This window comes from Chitinophaga varians (assembly GCF_012641275.1).
Classification (GTDB): Bacteria; Bacteroidota; Bacteroidia; order Chitinophagales; family Chitinophagaceae; genus Chitinophaga; species Chitinophaga varians_A.
This window is the reverse complement of the sequence record NZ_JABAIA010000004.1, coordinates 185,354-206,142: the sequence shown is the minus strand read 5'-3', so window position 1 is coordinate 206,142 and position 20,789 is coordinate 185,354. Positions and strand designations below refer to the sequence as shown.

The 20,789-nt window shown below is 45.4% G+C and carries 7 protein-coding genes and 1 tRNA gene; all 8 read right to left on the bottom strand.

The features are described from left to right. Complete coding sequence (locus HGH92_RS30255) at positions 1 to 3,267, bottom strand: non-ribosomal peptide synthetase (RefSeq protein ID WP_168874589.1); 3,267 nt, start codon at positions 3,265 to 3,267, stop codon at positions 1 to 3. A gap of 9 nt (positions 3,268 to 3,276) precedes the next feature. Beyond that, complete coding sequence (locus HGH92_RS30250; protein ID WP_168874588.1) at positions 3,277 to 6,492, bottom strand: non-ribosomal peptide synthetase; 3,216 nt, start codon at positions 6,490 to 6,492, stop codon at positions 3,277 to 3,279. A gap of 10 nt (positions 6,493 to 6,502) precedes the next feature. Beyond that, positions 6,503 to 8,527, bottom strand: a complete 2,025-nt coding sequence (locus HGH92_RS30245; protein WP_168874587.1) for a MupA/Atu3671 family FMN-dependent luciferase-like monooxygenase — start codon at positions 8,525 to 8,527, stop codon at positions 6,503 to 6,505. A gap of 83 nt (positions 8,528 to 8,610) precedes the next feature. Further along, positions 8,611 to 10,488 carry an asparagine synthase (glutamine-hydrolyzing) gene (gene asnB / locus HGH92_RS30240; protein ID WP_168874586.1) on the bottom strand — a complete coding sequence of 626 codons (1,878 nt, stop codon included), beginning with the start codon at positions 10,486 to 10,488 and terminating at the stop codon, positions 8,611 to 8,613. 12 nt (positions 10,489 to 10,500) lie between these two features. Further along, positions 10,501 to 17,031, bottom strand: coding sequence for a non-ribosomal peptide synthetase (locus HGH92_RS30235; RefSeq protein ID WP_168874585.1), 6,531 nt, complete (start codon positions 17,029 to 17,031; stop codon positions 10,501 to 10,503). An 11-nt stretch (positions 17,032 to 17,042) separates the two neighbouring features. Continuing rightward, positions 17,043 to 19,478, bottom strand: coding sequence for an ABC transporter permease (locus tag HGH92_RS30230; protein WP_168874584.1), 2,436 nt, complete (start codon positions 19,476 to 19,478; stop codon positions 17,043 to 17,045). 7 nt (positions 19,479 to 19,485) lie between these two features. Further along, positions 19,486 to 20,025, bottom strand: coding sequence for a UpxY family transcription antiterminator (locus tag HGH92_RS30225; protein WP_168874583.1), 540 nt, complete (start codon positions 20,023 to 20,025; stop codon positions 19,486 to 19,488). A gap of 657 nt (positions 20,026 to 20,682) precedes the next feature. Continuing rightward, positions 20,683 to 20,766 (bottom strand) — tRNA-Leu (locus HGH92_RS30220). Between the last annotated feature and the right edge of the window lie 23 nt (positions 20,767 to 20,789).

Below are 20,789 nucleotides of genomic sequence, written 5' to 3'. Positions count from 1 at the left end.
CTAAAAATCTTCGTCTATAATTTCCTTAAAAGCTTTTACAGGATTCAGTTGTTGATAGATATTGTCTATTGTCGCATGGGTATTCTCCACCACTATTTCCACCAGCCGGAGCAATCGTTCGCCAATGACCCGGACTGTCTGCTCCCTAAACAGCTCGGTGCTGTATTCGATAGTAATACCGATGGCCGGTTTATCGTCAAAGAACAAGGTAAGTGGCAGCTTGGCACTTCGGTCGTGTACTGGCATCGGCTCCAGCCGCATCAGCTGCTTCAGGCGTTCCCCATCTTCCCATTCCATATTTAATCCGCTGTTATTCATCACCAGCAACACATTGTACAGGTCAATATCCTTGTGTATATGTTGCCCCCCTGCGCTTTCCGCAATCAGGTCGTATGGATACTCCTGGTGCTCATAGGCTTCTTCCACCGTTTGTTTTACGGTAAGGAGCCAGTCCTTAAAAGTCTGTTCATACGATATCTCGTCATACAGTACCAGGTAATTGAGGAACAGCCCCGTTAACTGGTGCAGATCAGGGTGAGACCTTGTTGCCACAGGGCAGCCTATTGTCACGTTGGACTGATCACAGATCCGGCACAGCCATAATTTTGTCAGCGCCACCAGAACAGTAAACAAGCCGGTGTCATTATCAAGTGCAATATTTCTCAATACGGTAGATAATTCTGCACTGATAACAAATGTGTTTTTTCCACCGGTATATTGTCTCAGTTGCGCTTGTGGAAAATCGGCCGGCAAATTCAACTTCGTATTTTTCCCGTCCAGGCGTTTCTGCCAATATTGCCGGTGGTGCTCCATTTCACCATTGCCAATGCGCACTGATTGCCAGAAGGCATAATCTTTATACTGTATTTTAAGCGGGGGCAGTACCTTGTTCTCCTGTACTATCTGCCCCTGTAGCTGCGCATAGAGCAGCGCTATCTCATGTAATATGATGGCCGACGACCAGCCGTCACTGATAATATGATGGATGGTAAACTGTAGGATATCTTCCTTACTGTTACGTTTGAACAACCGGAGATCAAAAAGCGGATAAGCAGCCAGGTCATACTCTTTTTCAGCATTGCGTAACAAAGCCTCCTGCAATTGTTCATGGTCCATATCACCAGCCTCCGTGACGCTAATGGTCACAGTACAGTTGTTCAGGACTTGCTGAACCAGCACACCGCCCGTACTCATGAATACAGTACGAAGAATTTCATGACGGCTCACTATCCTGCTAAATGCTTCCTGCAGCAGGTTTACGTCCATACCGGCATCAACTTTATAAACGCCGTTCATATTGTAAGCAGACTTATTCTGTAATGTCTGATGCAGGATGAACAGTCTATGTTGTGCATTTGAAAGCGGATACACTTCCTGTTCAGGCGCCGGCGGAATAGGACGATACTTTTTTTCTTCCAGACTCGTGAGATGGTCTGCCAGCTTCCGGATGGTAGCTTGCTGCAAAAACTGCTTTAACGTTATTTCCACACCCAGCTCCCTGTATAGCAGGGATACCACCTTCGTTGCGGAAAGACTGTGTCCGCCCAGTTCATAAAACGAATTGGTCACGCTGACCTTTTTCAGGAACAATACTTCTTTCCAAATGGCAGCTATTTTAAATTCCAGCTCGGTTTCGGGCGCATCGAAAGACATTTTTTCATACAACATTTCTTCAGGAAGCGGCAGCTGCTTTTTATTGATCTTCCCATTCAGGTTAAGTGGAAACTCATCCAGCTGCAAAAAGAAAGAAGGGTGCATATATGCAGGCAACCGCGGTGTTATATACTCCCTGATCTGCGCTACCGTTACATTGTCTCCCGACGTAAAGTATCCTACCAATACTTTTTCCTGGTCCATATTTTCCATCGCTACCACCACACACAGGTCCACACCCGGGCACCGGCCTATTTCCGATTCGACCTCCAGCAGTTCCACGCGGTTTCCTCTTATTTTCACCTGGTTATCGATCCTCCCCACGAAAGCAACTACTCCATCAGCAAGATATTTGCCCAAATCCCCTGTTCTGTATACAATATCTTCAAAATCATTATGCAATGGATTCTGAACGAATTTTGCCTTATTCAGGTCCGGATCATTAAGGTATTGGTTTGAAATGAACGGGGTTTTAATCAGAATTTCACCGACCACGCCTTCGTTACAAAGCTCTCCCTGGTTCTCGATGATGATAACGGTATTGGGTAGTGGGACACCTAATGGCATCACACCGTTGAAGTCTCCTTGATCGGGATCAATAAGGTGATATATCTTGGCGAGCACGGTCTCTGACGGGCCGTACAGATTGACCAGCTGTATTTCTTTACCAGCCGCCTTGTACCACGCCAGCACATCTTTACCGTGCAACGGTTCCCCTGCCAATAGTATATATGATAGCGAAAGTAACGCAGCCTGTTTGTTTTTTTCCTCCAATTCCTTCGTAAGCAACCTGAATACGCTGGGCACCAGATGTAACAGTGTAATCCTGCTTTCTGTTATCCAACTCAGCAGCTTTCGCGGATCGGCCTTGATAGCTGCATCCGGTATGCACAAAGTACCGCCGGCCAAAAGTGGCGCAAAAATGTCTCTAAGGCTTACATCGAAGCTAACAGGGGCCAACAGGGATATACGGGTATTTGCATTTAAATGGAAAGCTTTTACCTCCCAATGAATGAAATGACTCAGGCTCTTATACCTGCCCTTTATTATTTTAGGCTGACCGGTTGAACCGGAAGTATAAATAATATAATTGGTATCATCCCCATCCTGTTCAATATTACCATGATAAACAGATGCATTTGTCAGGTCTCCCACAGGTGACAATACTCCTCCATCGCTTTTCTGTACCTGTATTTCCGCCAGAGCGTCCGTTTTAAGTAACACGATATTTGCGGCATCCGAGCTCCCCGTCTGCTTCAATATTTCATTCAATGTGTCCGCGTAGGCAGCCAGGGTGATAAATGTGGAGGCTTTTGTTTCCCTTATAAGTCCGATAGCCCGGAGGGTGGGGTAATCAGGCTCCAGTGGCATAAAGATGGCACCCCTCTTATTAATTCCCAGGATGCTTACCACATATGCGATGCTTGCCGGCAGGTAAACAACGACTATCTCACTCTTTTTCACCTGTAAGTCCGCCAGGCACATAGCGATCCTATCAGAGAAATATTTGAGTTCTCCATAGGAAATATGCATTTGCTGTTGCTCAATAGCAACCGAGTACGGATGGTCTGCAGCGGCCGCATCTAACAAAGTGTGCAATAACTTTTTATCCATGAAAGCATTTTAAAAATCTTCTGAAATGAGATTGATCTTACTTTCCAATGCTGCGTTTTTTTTCCCGGCAGACAGCGTCCAGCTCAGATCACTTAATGTGATAAGCGGATTCTCAATTACCTGTTGCGCCAGGCTATCCAGTTCTTCTGCATATTGTTTGATGGTAGCCGGCTTAAACAGCTTCGCATTGTATTCCAGGTCTATCCTGATATGTTCCTGCTCCTCCATTATAAAAAAAGTAAGGTCCAGCTTACTGACCTTAGCCGGCACATCATACAATTCCAGTCCCAGTTCATTCCGGAAGGACGCCAGGTTTTCATTGCTGATATTAAGCCCATCGTTGTTCATGACTACGAGTACACTATAAAACGGCGTGTGGACGGACTGGTCCAGTGCTCCTGAAAGTTCCTCTACCAGCTTATCAAAGGGATAATCCTGATGGTCCAGCGCCTGTATTACGTTGTCGTGAACCTGTTTTAACAATATTGAAAAAGAAATGTCTCTCTTTATGCTGGTACGGAGGAGCACATTGTTCAGGTAAAACCCGATCTGATCTTCCAGGTCGGGATGGTTTCTGCCGGCCACCGGCACGCCGACAGCAATGTCATTGCTTCCGCTTTTGACATACAACAGTACCTTTATCAGGGACAACAATACCGGGAACAGTCCCATCTTATTGTCCATCGCAATTTTTCTCAATGCGTTCGCCCGTTCCTGACGGATATATGCGGTATGTACTTCCCCTTCAAACCCCGGTATGCCTGTCCTTTCCATGTCCACCGGCAACAAAAGAGCTGAAGGAGCCGGCTGCATAACACCATGCCAATATGCCTTATGCATATCCAGCTCCCCGGCTGCCAGCCGCGCCAGTTGCCATACAGCATAATCCTTATACTGTATTTTCATTGGTGGCAATGTGTCCGGAAGCTTTTTTCTGTAAGCATTATATAAAGCCAGCAATTCCTTTGTAAACACATTCATTGACCATCCATCAGACAGTATATGATGGATATTCAGTACAAAGAAATACCTGCCATCCTGTTGCCTGATCAGCCGCGCCCGGACAAGGACATCCTGGTAGAGGTTAAAAGAATGATGGTGCTCATGGGCCAGGCATTGGTCCGGTGACAAGTTGCCCTTATTTTCCAAATCCACCATCAGTACCGCCTGCTCTGCTGTTATACACTGCCAGAAAGTCCCTTCAGTGAACACAAAACGTGTCCGGAAGACTTCATGCCTTGCGATGACGCCATCAAATGCCTGTTTGAAAGCACCTACATCCAGCGTGGCGGAAAAAAAACAGGCAGTCACCATGTTATAGGCGGTGAGTTCATTCACCACCTGGTCCAGTACCAGCAGTCGTTTCTGGGAATGCGAGACCGGATACAATGCAGCTGTTTCCGCCAGAGGGATATGTTCAAACGCAGAGACGCTGATACCCGGCATCTTCTCCGCCAGTAATCGTACAGTAGGATGTTCAAGAAAGAATTTCAGGGATACATGCCGGTTCGTTTCCTTATAAATTCTTGATATAACTTTCACCGCATTCAGGCTATGGCCACCCAGCTCAAAGAAAGAATTATTGACACCAACTTTCTGCAGCCCAAGTACCTGGGAGAAAATACCGCACAAAAAGACCTCGTCTTTGTTCGATGGTGGTGTAAATTCAAGCTGTTCATACAATAAATCTTCCGGTGCCGGCAGTGCATTCCTGTTCACCTTACCATTGATATTGAGCGGGAAAGCATCCAGGTGCATATAATAAGAAGGGTGCATATACTCCGGAAGAAAATTGCTGATATGTTCTCTCAGTGCATTTCTGTCCACTTCCCGGGCAGCTGTATAATAAGCGCTCAGGACAATGTCACCGTTTTCGCTCTGATGAGGGATAACTATCACCTGTGTAACAGATGGGAAGCTGCCGATAACTTTCTCCACTTCTGCCAGCTCTACCCTGTTACCCCGTATTTTCACCTGGTTGTCTTTTCTTCCTACTATGAGGATATTTCTTTCCGGCCCATATTTCCCCAGATCGCCCGTTCGATAGATAATGTCTTCAAAGTCTTTGTGCAATGGGTTCTGGCAGAATTTCACCGCAGTAAGCGCGCTATCATTATAGTAGCCTTTGCTTCTAAAGGGGGTTTTTATACATATTTCCCCAATCTCGCCGATCTGGCAAATCTGATTGTCGTCATTCAGGATCAGCACAATGGTATTGGGAAGGGGAAAACCCAGCGGTACGATCTCTGCTTCGCTATTAAGTTCTGTTGTTGCAATCCGATGATATATTTTGGCTAGTGTTGTCTCCGAAGGGCCATAAAGGTTAACCAGGTTCGTTCCCTCTCCGTTAATGGCACGCCAGTTTATCACATCACGATAAAACAATGGTTCACCGGCTAACAATATATTTCGGACAGCGCTCATCAGGCTGCGCCTGGCAGGGTCGGCATCCAATACTTTTATAAGGAGCCGGAATATAGACGGCACCATATGCAGCATTGTAATCTGACGTGCTCCTATCCATTCCAGGAGGGCGGATGGATCGGCCTTAACAGACCTTTCCGGGATATGTAATGTACCGCCACACAAGAGAGGAATAAAAATATCGCGGAAACTTACGTCAAAAGAGACAGGGGCCAGTAGTGCTGTGTTTACTCCCCGGTCCAATTTGAATTCCGTCATTTCCCAGTGCAGAAAATGACTCAGGCTTTTGTGCACTCCCTCAATGGTCTTGGGATCGCCGGTAGACCCGGAGGTGTATATCAGGTAATTACTATCTTCACCATCTACATCCGGTAACGGCATTTGCGGAACTACCGTATCTATATCCAGTACCACGCAGTTTCCCTGGGCATCTGTTCCAGATAACAATGACCAGGCTTCCTTCAGATATTCTTTGTTTGTTAAAAGTGCTTCCGGCTTCACAGTGGACAGCAAATACCGGAGGCGCTCCACCGGATATCCGGGGACGAGCGGCATAAATATATTTCCACTCTTGTTAACGCCCAGGATAGCCGTGATGTATCCTATTCCTTCGGGGAGGAAAACGGCAACCACTTTATTTTTCCCGATGTTGTGATGTTGTAACAGGAAGGCGCAGTTGTCGCTCTTCTCTTTCAACCCCGCATAAGTCAGCAACGATTCGTCTGCGTCCACAATCGCAATACCTTCGGGGTACTGCAGGGCATGGTGGTCCACAATAGTATGGATGACTCTCTTGTTCATAGGCTACTGTTTAGAAATCCTCTTCTATGCGCTCACTGGCCTGTTCCAGGTTAAGCTCGTAAAGCTTCGTCTTCATTTTGGTGAAAGAACTGTCTTCTTCCGCGGTGACCAATGGATAAGGCCGCTGCAGATCATATTTCACATTTATCTGGTCCTGGAACGCTAAGGTGAGTCCTGATTCTTTCGGACTGTCAATGACTACCTTCTTACAGCCCTCTATAGCAGGCGCCGTTTTTTTATAAAGACCCGTCAACGTTTGAGCGGACGCTCTTATGATAAAACTGCCCGCATACCGTTTCTTTGCCGCGGGCTGGTATTTTGCTTTCAGCTCCTTTAATTCCTCCAACCCTCGCAGTATAGTAGCATCCTCCAGCCCGAAATCGATAAGACAGGCTACTTCATCAACCCCATAAGAGCGAAGGCGCTTCAATGTTTTTTCACACTGTTGGTGATCTCCCAACAGACTGGCATTCGAAAAGAAACGCTCAAATGCGATATCCAGCAGTTCTTCTTTAATGTGTTCAGGTGTTTCCTCATCGTTTTTTCCGTATCTGCCTATAGCGTTGTTCCCGTTGGTCTTACGCACTGCAGCCGTCATTGTTTCCACCAGGTGCAGCGATGAACGTATATAAGCTTTAAGTGGTGCTTCCACTATTTTGCGTACCTCCTCAGATGATTTGCCTACGTAGGTATGCAGCATGACAGATACGGTCCGTGAGGCCGGATCGAATCCATTATCTTTTAAAGACTGGCGATAAACACCAATTTTCGAAATAAGATCTGAGGGGTCCTGCCACAATAAATGGGTGAGGATATTGGCTCCATACTTTCCTGCATCCGCGAAGGTCTCCTCTTTCCCTGAAACCGTTATCCAGATGGGCATCTTCGGCTGTATGGGTTTGGGAAAGATACCTATCTTTATCTCATCTCCCACGCCATTTTTAAATGGCAGTTGTTCGCCGGCCCAAAGCTTATGAAACTGTACAATCTGGTTCAGCATTACTTCATGCCTGTTGGCATAGTTCTCCGGTGCAAATATAAAGTCATTACACTGCCAACCAGATGCAAAGCTCAGCGCCGTGCGGCCTCCTGAGAGATTATCTATGACGGACCAGTCTTCGGCGATCCTTACAACGTGGTGCAGCGGTGCTACAATGCTACCGGTCCGTATCTGCACTTTTTCTGTCGCCACTGCGACAGCGGCCGACAAAACACTTGGATTGGGAAACCGGCCGCCAAATTCATTAAAATGCCGCTCCGGCGTCCAGACACCAGCATACCCGTATTTGTCCGCATGCCTCACACTATTCATCAGGAGATCATAGCACCCTTCCATATCGGTACTGTCTTTGGTACTCCCAAAGAAAAACAAGCTAAAGTCCATAACAAACTCCTCCGCATCAGGCCGCAATTCGGCGATATTTCCGCCATTGCCCGGAAAATTAAGAATATGTATGCCACTTAGCAGACACCAGAGAGACTCTGTTATAAAGGCGACAAACGACAAGTGGTCTGCCATCAGATATTTGTCTGTCTCAATTGGCGAGATACCTTTTGACAACTCAGCAAAGGCCGCGTCCAGGCTTTCGGCAGCATACACAATCCCATCGGGCAGCTCCGGCGTATATATGCTAAAATGTATATCCGCTTTTTTTACAGTCGATGCACTATACACGTTGGCCTCAGGTTCACTTGCCAGGGCGTCTGATAATAGTGCCCTACCGTTTTCAATTATCCATACCGGCTGCTCCTTTTCAGCTACAGCTGTTGCGGCAAGGTTCGCAACCAGTATAATTTCCGCTTTTGCATGAACTAATGCCAGCAAAATGATCAATGCGGTCGCGGGATCGCTTTCCACGACAAGGACCTTTTGGCCAGTCACTTCTTTCTCTCGCTGTATGTGATGGGAGAGCGACGATATTATGCTCGCCAGTTGTTCATACGAGAGATCTACGCTGACATCTGAGTAAGCCAGTCTGGACAAGTAAACCGATGACTTCTTACTGAATAAACTTTGCAGGATAATAGATTTCATATCGGTATTGCTTCGTGGTGAGTTGGAAATAAGGTTAACGTACTTTATGATATCAGCTTCGCCAGGCGGCACAGGGATAACACCTAGTTATAATAAGGCATATCAAACTGGTCCAGGAAAATACCAAAGGTTAGTATGATCATCAGCAGATCACTTTCGAACGTCTGATTGATGTTGAAGTTCTCCTGTGTATACATTTTCTTGAGGCGTTCCACCGTATCCGGGTTGAAAAACCCCTGCCGTTTGACGCGGTCATAGGAAAGTATATCATTGATCCATTCGATGTTTTGTTTCATCAGGTAGGGACTGCCCGGGGCGACGAAGCTAAATTTCTCCCGGTTGATGATTTCTTTCGGCAACAGCGAAGAAGCGGCTTTTTTCAATATGTATTTTTCCTCCATATCAAACAACTTCATCGACGGCGGTATTGTCGCCACGTATTTGATTACGTCAATATCGAGGAAAGGATATCTCGCTTCGATTGAGTTAGCGTAGCTGACACGGTCTCCATGATCTGCTACCAGATGGTCTGATATACGCAGTTTGAAGTCAATATAGGACCTTTTGTGCACCAGGTCACGCCCATTCAGCTTTTCTTTATTAACAAGATGCTCTCTTACGCTGTTAAACTGATTATAGGTATCGTATACTGCTTGGGAGTAAATAGCCTCTTTTATTTCTTCGTCAGCTCTGAAATCCTTTTCATACTTAAAATGTTCATCACCCCAGAGCTTCATCCGTATTTGCTGTTCCAGTATTGCCTCCGTGTCCAGCGGGCCTGTCTTCTCGTGTTGACGTTTCCTGTCAAACCTATATCCTACATAACCCGCGAACAATTCATCTGCGCCTTCGCCTGTCAGAATCACTTTTATATTGTTATTCCTTACCATTTCCGACAAAGCCAGGCTACAGGTGTTATATGTTTCCTTCAATGGTGTTTCAGCATGATAAATCGCATTTTGCAAACGGCCGGCAATATCTTCCCAGTCAAACCGGAAGCGGTTATGGTCCGAATCCAGGTGAGACACCATAAGTTCCTGGTGGCGTGCCTCATCAATACCCTTGTCATTAAATGTAATGGAAAACGAGGACCTGCTGTTTTCCGGCACTATTTTTTTTATCAGTGCCCCTACCAGCGATGAATCCAGCCCTCCGCTAAGATAGAAGCCTACCGGAACATCAGCGTTTAATCTGTAGCGCACCGCTTTTTCCAGTACCTCCTGCAAGCCGTCTATGTAATACTGTTCATCCTTATCATAGCTGATTTCTCCTTCCAGGGGATAGTCAAGGTCCCAATATTCCTTTACTTCAGTTTTGTGCTGGTCCTTATACAAATAATGACCGGGACTCAGTGCATGAATCCCTTCAAACATGGTGGTAGGGCTGACCAATCCCGGGAAAGAGAATATTTGGTCCAGCCCCTGTAGGTTCACTTTCCTTTTTACCAGCGGATGCTGCAGGATGGCCTTTATCTCTGATCCAAAAATCAGTACGTCATCCTGGATAGTATAAAAGAGCGGGGCTATTCCCACATGATCACGAACAAGAAAAATGCTGTTCCTGATTTTGTCATATATAGCGAAAGCAAACTGTCCGTTCAGCATATTGACAAAATCAATTCCATATTCTTCATACAGATGTACGATCACTTCCACATCGCAATTAGTCTTAAACGAGTGGCCTTTTTGCTGCAGTTGGCTTCTAAGCTCCTTATAGTTATATATCTCCCCGTTACAAATCATAACTTTAGATGCATCCTCATTGAACAGAGGCTGGTTACCACTACTCAGGTCAATAATGGAAAGCCTTCTGAACCCCAATCCCACTCCGGATTCCGGCAAGATAAAATACCCGCAGTCATCCGGGCCTCTATGTATAAGTTTTTCTGACATATCAGCCAAAAGCGCCTGGTTAAGCGGATGTCTTTTTTGAACATCATAGATACCGGTAATACCGCACATAAGTACATTATTTTAAAAACTGTCATCAATATTAATAAGAGTAGCGTCTTTAAAGGAGCTATGTTCTTCCCGGGTTACCTCATCCTGGAAATGCAACCTGAGTGTCCGCATTTGTATCTCCGGATCAGCCAGCACAATGTGTGTCATTTTTAGTAAATCCCCGGCCATCGCCGTAATGAGCGGTCCATTGAACAGCCTGGTGCTGTATTCTATTTCCACTGCCAGGTGACTGACCGCTTCCCGGAAAAAAAAGCTAAGTCCTAATTTACTTATCGGATTATAAATTCTCAGGTCCTGTAACCTTAGCGTATGCGCATTACCGTTGAATCCGTTTATTATATCTGTCAACCGGTCTTCCTGATGTACCACCAACACGTCATAAAATGGGTTATCCGGGGATGACCGATGTCCGTGCAGTTCCTCTACAAGCTTATCATAGGGATATTGCTGATGCTTCATGGCATGTGCGATCTCCTCTTTTACGTTTTTCAGCAACATCGCAAAAGTATCCCCGGGAGCTATCGCTGTTTGTAAAACAATATTATTCAGAAACAGCCCGACAAGCGTTTCAAGCTCTTTCAGTGTCCGTCCTGAAAACGGGCTTCCTACGGTAATCAGCGGCTGACCTTTCGTATAGGTATACAACAGTACTTTGACCACCGACAGCAGCAAAGCATAAGAAGTGGTGGCATACTGTGTACAAAACTGCCGGATATTCTTTATTACATCTTGCGGCCATATCTCCAGTATGGTAGCTCCGGATACGGTGGGAACAGCATCCTCTTGCCTGATGGAAAAATGCTGTAAAAGATGAGGAGTATCCGTTATTTTTTTAAGCCAGTAAGCGCTGCTTTCAGCACCTGTGTGATCGTTCAGTAACTGCTGCTGCCAGTATACATAATCCGTATAATCAAAGTCCGCCGGCTTTACATGCCGGGCAGACTCCCCACCCGATTTTAGCTCATAATACGCTTCGAATAATCCTGCAGCCAGGATATTCATAGATAGCCCATCACATATAATATGATGAATATTAAAGAAAATAACCTGTTCTTCATCTGCCAGTTTATATACCACAACTCTTATCAGTGGCCATACCGACAGGTCGAACGGCCGCCGCAGCTGCGTGTATATTTCCTTCTTCAGCATCCCTTTTGTGAGCGCATCCTTCTCCATGACTGCTACCTCCGCAGCAAATCCTCCAGGAGCTAAAGCATACACCCGTTGTTTGATATCTCCTTCGGTTTCTACAAATGTCGTTCTCAACATCTCGTGTTTTGCGATCATGATGTCCATTGCCTGATTAAGCACATCGACATCCAGGTTTCCCGTCACTTTGTAGCTGGCAGTTATTACATAGGCGTTTTCATTCTGTTGTTTTTGTGTGAGAAGCCACATCCTGCGCTGTGCATAGGATAAATCATAATAAAGTCTGGGAGGGACTTTCTCCAATCCTTTCACATTAAATGGCCGGGCCGCGAGAGCAGCCGTAAGCGAACGTACTGTCGGATACATAAAAAGATCGGCCAGGCTCACATCAACCTTTAGCAGTCCGATAAGAGCATGTAAGACACGGGTTCCGAGAATGGAATTTCCCCCGCGTTCAAAAAAGTTAGCATCAATATCATTGATCTCCTGTTCCAATACTGCTGACCATAGTTTAAGTATTTCTGCCTCTGTACTGTTTCGGGAAGTAGTATACTGCTTCGAGACATCCTGTCGATGTATATCTATGATGGCCAATAACGCCTTGCTGTCCACCTTTCCGTTCCCGGTCAACGGCATCCGGTCCAGATAAGTCAGCCACAGTGGCAACATATAGGCAGGTAATTGACTCCTGAGAGCAGTCAGCAGGCTTTCTTTTTCAATTTCATTATCAGCAGTATAAAATCCATATAATTTCAGCTTGTCATCCCTGTCGTCCTTAATTATTGCGGCGTCTTTTATCCCTGGCGTATGCAGCAATGCCTGCTCAATCTCTCCGATTTCCACTCTATAGCCATGTAGCTTCACCTGTTCATCTTTTCGTCCCAGGAACACTAATTCCCCTGCTGAGTTCCACCTTCCGAGGTCGCCGGTACGATAGAGCCGTTCACTGGTAAATGTGTGGTTGCCAAATACCAGCCCTGTTTGTTCGGGATCATTAACATATCCCGATGCCAGCCCTTTACCGCCAATATATATTTCGCCGATGCCTCCCTTTACCTGCAAATCACCATGTGCGCCTACAATATAGATGTTGCGATTCTCGATAGGCCTGCCGATCAGGGAAGCGTTTTCAATTGAGCCGACTTTATAATAGGTTGCACAGACAGTTGTTTCTGTAGGACCATACGTATTATAAACTGATACGGACGGCAACAGTCTGTCTATATGAGTTGCCTTCAATTTATCTCCCCCGCTGATTAATATCCGTAGTTTATTCAGGAAAAACTCCCTTTTATTCAGCTCATATATGACCATTGGCGTAGTGCTCACCACGGTTACGTCATGCGTAGTTATTCGGTCGATGAGACCTTCGATGTCCCGTCCACCCTCTTCAGCGATAACGACACTACCTCCGGCTGTCAATACCGGAAATATCTCTTCCATGGCAATGTCAAAAGCGATAGTAGCCTGGTGCAATACTTTATCAGCAGAAGTGATCTCAAAATATCTGACAAAAGTATTGGCATAGTCCACAAGGGAGCCATGGCTGATGATCACCCCTTTCGGTTTCCCGGTGGATCCGGAAGTGTATAGGATATAAGCCGGATCTTCCTGGCAACAGCGACTGTCTTCAGAAGTATCTGCCGCCGTCCGGGGCGTACTGTCGGTACTGGACAGCACGTTTACACCTCCTATCGTATCCAGTAATGGCCGGGTTTCTGTATTGGCAAATACAAATTTGACAGCCGCATTCTCTATGATGTATTGTATACGCGCAACCGGATAAACAGTATCAATAGGCACATAGATAGTACCGGCTTTCATAATCCCCAGCATTAATATGATTGCTTCGGCGGAGCGGGGTATTAAAACGCCGATAGGGTCTCCTTTGACTGCTCCTTTCTTTTGCAGCAGCGCCACAACCCGGTCAATTTCCACAGTCAGCTCATGGTAGGTGACTAACCTCTCTTGGGCTATGACAGCTATGGCGTCGGGACGTTGCAATGCATGTTTGGCGATCATTGCGCAGGCAGGAGTGAACACGTCCCCGCGTTTGTTGCCCCGGCCCCAGGTCAACAGCTGTGCGTGCTCTTCACCGGACAACAATGGTATATCCACTATGGGTACATCTGTTTTCCGGACCAGGCCCGTACACAAATTTTTGTAGTGTTCCAGCAACCCTTCCACCGCCTGCTCCGATATCAGGTTGCTGTTATATCTGAGATTCAAATTGACTGCTTCGCCGGGATGCCCTATGATAAATTCAAAAATCATGTTAGCAGGCGTTGTATTGACAGGGAGTTCATTGGGAGTGATATTCAGACCGCTTTTCTCCATTCCCTGCAGGCTGGGCAGCTCAGCGAAGTTCTGAAAGAGGACAAAGATATCTGGTGCCACCCAGGACAGCTCTCCTTCATCAGCTATTTGTTCCAGTAGTCCATCCAAATACAATACCTGATGGTCAAGGCTCTCTATTACTGCTGCCCTTACTTTCTGCAGGAGGGATTCAAAAGTATCTGCTCTGCCCGCCTCTATTCCTAAAATAGCCTGGTTCAGCAAACATCCGGTCATTTGTTCCAGCAGATGACTGTTCCGACCTGAGGTATTTATGCCCAGGTGAACTTTGGGTTGTGCAGTATACCTGAACAACAGGCCCCGCAATACTGCCAGCAGCCCCATGAAAAGAGTGGCCTCCTGTGTTTTGCAGTAGCTGTCGACAGACCCGATCAGTTCAACGGGCAACTGTGTAGTCACTTGTCCTCCTTTGAATGACAGCAAGGCAGTTTTCCTGTTGTATACAGGCAGTTCAGGCTGTATTAACCCATCCCTGAGCTGCTTTCTCCAGTAGTCCATGTCTTTCTGAAAGTAGCGGGCCGGCTGGCTGTCGTACCATGAGATGAATGCAGAGGTGGCGGCAGCTTTTTGCCGTTCCGGTAATATGGCGCCTGACACGGCGGCATTATAATCTTCGGTGAACTCATTGGCAAAAATGGTCAGAGACCAGCCATCTGCTATGATATGATGAAAGACCAGTGAAAGCAGGCTCTCCGTCTGGCTATACCGGGCAATACAACATCTCATTAGTGGTGCGGCTGTTAGATTAAACGGTCTGTTTACCGCCGTCATCATCCATTCGTTTGCCATTCCAATCGGGTTCTCTTCTCCGGACATATCCATTATTTCAATCTCATTACTCAACGGCAGTTCCTGCACCTGTAGCATGGGGCCATTCTCCTTCAGCAGGAACGAAGACCGCAGGCATTCATGCCGGAGTATCAATCTGTTGACGGCCGTCTCCAAAGCGGCTATTTGTATATGTCCCTTTACAGACGCTGATAAGGCGATATTCAATGCACTTTTACTCTCCTCATTGTACTGATGCAGGTACCAGAACTTACGCTGCATGGGCAGAATTTTGCCTGCTTCATCAGGCATTCCCACTGTCTGCCCGGTGTACACTGTTACCTCCACTGGAGCTCGCTGAGCTTCCAGCAGTGCTGCCAGCTTGCTGATGGAAGGATACACGAACAGGTCTTTTACAGTGAGGTTTATGTCAAAGTCAATCCTCAACCTGTTCAACAATGACATGGCCTGCAGGCTGTTCAATCCCATTTCAACGAAAGATTGCCCGGGGTCCGGCACTACTCCGAAAAGGTAATTCCATACTGCCGTGAGTTTTTCCTTTACATTGGTATTTATATGGGTGGATGTGAATAGCGTGCGTAATTCCTGCCGGATTTTATCAAATTCCCCGGTTTGATATTGTTTCACCAGGGCAAAATTCCTGATCTTCCCACTGGTGGTCTTGGGAATTTTCTTTACCGGCAACACATCATCCGCAATAAGCCCGGTGGCATCGAGGACAAATTTTTTCACGCTTTGCGCAACCGGCAGGAAACCAGCCAATGTTCCTTTGTATAATATAAAAACAATCAGGGCGGTCCGTCCATCCAGATCAGGAACACCGCAGGCGACAACCTTTCCTGGTTCGAGGCCGGGGACCTTTTCAGCCGCTCTTTCTATGTCTTGTGGATAATAATTCTGACCATTTATAATTATAATATTTTTTTCTCTGCCTGTCAGAAATAACATATCATCCCGAAAGAAGCCAATATCACCTGTTTTCAGCCAGTTATCCGCTGTAAATAATTCCGCGGACCGTACCTCGTCATTGTAGTATCCCCGTGTCACATTTCCTCCCTTTATCTGCACATGTCCGATATGCCCCTCGGGAAGTATGACGCCGGCTTTATCACAGACGCGCACTTTGCAGTGAATAATAGGATAACCTACTCCAACAAACGCCACACCGTCCTGCGGATATTCCGCTTCCTGAATACACTCCCCTACCTGCAGATGATTTCTATCCAGGTTTAATACAACAAGTGGTTGGTCCAATTCTGATAAAGTGACCGCCACAGAAGCCTCTGCCAGTCCATATCCGGGAAACACCACGTTTTTCTTCAGCTTATACGGTGTCAATGCTTCTACAAACTGCCGGCATATTTCATAAGAGATCGGTTCTGCGCCGTTATAAATTAATTTCACGGACGACAAGTCCCATTCCGGTACCACGGACAACCTTTCCAGCGCCTGCAGGAAATAATGATAACCGAAGTTGGGCGAGTACAGGTGGGTTGCACCGTATTCGCCTGCTTTGCTGATCCACATAACCGGTCGTCTGATAAACAGCGACGTAGGGATGAGGTATTGGTTGATATTTGCCGTCAGGCTGCTCAGGTGAAAGCAGATCATCCCCATATCATGTGTCAACGGCATCCAGCTTAGAGATCTGGCATTGCTGTCCATTCCGGATGCGCTGATGATATCCTTTGTATTTGTTATCAAATTCTCATGTGTCAATATAACGCCTTTAGGATCGCCTGTTGAGCCGGAAGAGAACTGTATAAAAGCAATATCGTCACCAGTTGTTACCGCCACGGGGGCCAAAGGGCCTGATGTCTTCAGCTCTTCCCATACAATGCTGCGTGTTGGCAATTCCTGTAGTCCTTCCGCCACCATGATGTCCCGGATATCTTCCAACTGCTTTTTGTCGGTGAACAAATAAGGATGGTTTAATTTCTTCCAGACCGCTGTCAGCTTAACTTTATGAGAGGCTTTACTTTCCACGGACAGCGGAACAGGAATAAATTTCCCGATCACACAAGCCCAGAAGGCGATTAATAAGGTCTTATTATCTTCGATCTGTAAGACGATCTCATTCCCTTTTGCAACACCTTTTTCCTGTAGCTGATGCAACATACATTGCGCCGCATGCAGCAGTTGCCGATACGACATCAGTTCACTGTCATGCTCACTATTGATCAGAGTTATTCCCACGGAGTTTCCGATCGCTGCATTATGTAGCAGGCAATCGATGATATTGACATTCATAAAATCCTTGACTATTCGTTACGGAGAGACTGTATAGGCGTGTTGTTGGCAGCTTTTATAGACTGGTAGACAGTTGTAAAAAGTGTTATCAGGGTGATTAACACAATAGTAAGCAGGTAGATCCATACGCTTAGGGTTATATGCACGGTATATCCGGACAACCATTTACTCATGCTGATGTGAATAATCGGTATCGCAATAACAATGACAATGGCCAGTATTTTAACAACCTTCAGGCTGAGCAGCTTCACGATATCAAACGTGGTGGCGCCCAGTGATTTCCTGATACCGATCTCACGTTTGCGTTGTATGGTTTCGTACAAGGTAAGGCCAAACAGTCCGAGGCAGGCGATCAGCGAAGCAAGTATCGTTGATAAAATAAAAATCTTCTTAAAGCGTATCTCGTCCTGGTACTGTTTATCATAAGATTCCTGTACAATAAAGTATTCGAAAGAGTTCCCCGGGAAAAAGTTGTCCCATTCCGCCCGGCAATATTTAATGACATCTGAAAAATTGTCCGCGTTATCAATTTTCACTGTGACATACGATCTCGGGACATATCGGAAAACGTATGCGGTAGGAGAAATATCTCTTTTCAGGGATAAGTTGTAGTAATTTTTAATAACGCCTACGATATCCCTTTCGTTATCCCAAAGTACCAGTTTCTTCTTAAGTGCGTCATCTGCATTGTCCATTCCCAGGTACTTAACTGCCGCTTCGTTCAGGATAATGCTCCTTCCGCCGTCAGCGGGAAACTCATCAGCGTAGAATCTGCCGGCTTTCAGCTGGATCTGGAAAGTCTTCATAAAATCCTGGTCTACTCCCGCCACTTCAATCTCCCTGGATTTGAATACTTCCTCATTGCTCAACCGGACAGGCTCTTTCCAATAATTTTCCTTACTCGAAACAGTCGTGGTAAAGCTCACGTTCGTGATATTCTTATTGCGACTAAGGTCATGTTTAAATCCTTCGAATAGTAGTTTATAGGGGATGGTATCATTGGAGAAAACACGAGGGGATTCAATAGCCAGCATTCGTTCGATATTTATGCCCTTATTCATGCTGAGCATAAAGTTTATCTGCCGGTAGATAACCAGGGTAACTCCTATCAGCATCATCGTAATCAGGAACTGAAAGGCTACCAGCGCTTCTCTTAAAAAGATATCCCGCGGGGAGCGTTTAAATTTACCTTTCAATATGGACACCGGCATAAAAGAAGACATCAATGTAGCAGGATATATCCCTGTAATAAAAACACCACACAGAAAAATGGCTCCTATTATTACCCAGGTACCTGTATGCCGGAGCGGGGCTTCTGCGAATAATTGTGTATTCAGATAATTAAACAGAAGTGGAGGAAGCACCAGCAGGAATACAATAGCGATGATAACAGCTGCCAGGTTGGTGATGGTATTTTCCAGCAGGAATCTTTTCATCAGCTCTCCGCGTTCAGCTCCCAGCACTTTTTGAATCCCTACTTCCTTGGCCCGTTCGAAAGCTTTAATGGTGGTCAGGTTCACATAGTTTATCCAGGCAATTAGCAGAATAATGACCCCTGCCAGCAGGAAGAAATAAAGTGTTTTATCACTGGTCGCCGGTTTTATTTCATGAAGCAGATCAGATGCCGTGTGAATGGACCTTAAAGGTTGCAGGAAAAGTGTTTCTTTACGTCCCGCTTTAGCCAGCCGCTCTCCTTTTATAGCTGTGGCGATAGTATTTATTTTATGTTCCACACTGCCTGCTTTCGCATCAGGGTCCAGCCGGATATAGGTGTAAAACTCGTTCCAGTCCAGGCTGTTTTCAGCAGAGTCCCGCCCCGTAATGTGATAAAGTGTACTATAAGAGAAAAGGAACTCCAGCCTCAGGTGTGAATTTTCCGGCAGATCGGCCATGATCCCTGTGATATTAAATACTTCCTTTCCATCGAAAATAATTGTTTTTCCAAGGGCGCTTTCATTTCCAAAATATTTCTTTTGAGCAGCAGCCGTAATAACAGCCGTATTAGGCTCTTTAAGGGCTGTCTGTTTATCACCGTTTATTAACGGGAAGGAAAAGAAATCAAAGAAATGTGGATCAGCATAAAATATCTTAAATTCTTTAAATCTGGTATCCTTTTTATCCTCTCTTCCTATAAATCCATTTTCGCCTTTCAGCCTGACGTAGTCTTTGATAGCAGGAATATCTGCTTTCAAAGCAGGTGCCAGCCCGGAATACGCCATGGCATCAGCAGATGACAGTTTCCCTTCCTGATAATTGTTTACCGCAATACGATAGATATTCTCCCCGTTATTATGAAAACGGTCATAACTAAACTCATAGCTCACATACAGGAAAATAAACAGACTGGTAGTAATACCGATGATTAACCCTATTAAATTAATAGTAAAATAGAGCTTATTCCTACCAATGTTTCTAAGGAAAATATTTAAATAGATACCATTTCGCATAACTCTTTCAATACGTTTTACAGGTCATGTCCTTAACGGATAGTTGAGCATTCAGGTGCCCGGCCTCAACATCCACAATAATGTTCCGTTGCAACAGTTCTATTCTTACCAGGGCCAGATTCTTATTTTTATAAGAGATCATTTCACATTGTAATCCGGCAAGTGCTCCTTTTTGAATGATCAACTTTTCCCCGGGCGAAAAGTGATCATATGAAATTTCGATATTCTTCGCATTCGCAGCAATGATCTTAACATTGTCAATTACTTCCGGTGCAAGAATGGCTTTCCTTTTTCCAAACTTAACATACGATACAGCTCCGTCCAGATCTTGTCCTGCAAACAGCTCGTTGACAGTATTAGGATGGACAAAAACATAAGACGGGAACATGGGATTTTCGATCGTTTTTTTTCTATCACTTCGTTGGCTTACTGTTTTAATGGTTGGCAGGAAATGATCAATTCCGAGACCAGCCAGCGATCCTACTACCTTTCGTTCTTGTCGTGGCTTGGTATAAATTAAATACCAACCGGGGATAAACGTACTCATAACAAACATTTTGAAATATTCAAGAAAGACAGTTAATTATTACAGAAATGGAGGGTGCTTAGCTGAAATTTTCGCAGATGAGATTTCGGTGCATGATTTGGAGACAAGGCATAGCTGCCGCTACGATGAGTGCCATTTGGGCATCTTAAGGTTATCTTGAGACGATTTCAATGCATCTATATTGGTGGACTAACACATTGATGATCTAACATAAGCAACTACAATTGTAACTACCTGGTCAGCATAGGTCTGAGTTTTACTGTTAAACTAACTGATGTTACAGATCAGTCAGTCGGGTTAATTTCATTTAACGAAATACGCCGTTGAAGATAAAGTATTTTAAAAATACCACCAACTTTTTTTTGCAAATATTATGAGATGATATTCATCGCCTGACTACGCTTACGGCTATACGTTTTTTTTCGCATTCCTGTCCCTGTCAAAAGAGTAAAATATGCTGCTGTGATCACTACAATTGTAGAGCTGCTATGGCTTTGGCCTATTTTGAGTGCGTCAAAATGATGTGTCAGGTAAGTGCCGGAATAAATGTCAGAGAAAAACGGGAGTAAGTGTATGAATATAAAGACGGTAGGAATGCAAACAATGGGAAATAAAAAAAGCCTTCATAATACTTTGATTATGAAGGCTTTTTTCTTGTGCCCAGAACAGGAATCGAACCTGCACTCCGTTGCCGAAACAAGATTTTGAGTCTAGCGCGTCTACCAATTCCGCCATCTGGGCAATCTTTTTAAAGACCTTTTCCG

Coding starts and splice junctions, on each gene's coding strand:
- HGH92_RS30250 (WP_168874588.1), bottom strand. CDS start 6,492: ATGAACAAGAGAGTCATCCATACTATTGTGGACCACCATGCCCTGCAG.
- asnB (WP_168874586.1), bottom strand. CDS start 10,488: ATGTGCGGTATTACCGGTATCTATGATGTTCAAAAAAGACATCCGCTT.
- HGH92_RS30225 (WP_168874583.1), bottom strand. CDS start 20,025: ATGAGTACGTTTATCCCCGGTTGGTATTTAATTTATACCAAGCCACGA.
- HGH92_RS30235 (WP_168874585.1), bottom strand. CDS start 17,031: ATGAATGTCAATATCATCGATTGCCTGCTACATAATGCAGCGATCGGA.
- HGH92_RS30245 (WP_168874587.1), bottom strand. CDS start 8,527: ATGAAATCTATTATCCTGCAAAGTTTATTCAGTAAGAAGTCATCGGTT.
- HGH92_RS30255 (WP_168874589.1), bottom strand. CDS start 3,267: ATGGATAAAAAGTTATTGCACACTTTGTTAGATGCGGCCGCTGCAGAC.
- HGH92_RS30230 (WP_168874584.1), bottom strand. CDS start 19,478: ATGCGAAATGGTATCTATTTAAATATTTTCCTTAGAAACATTGGTAGG.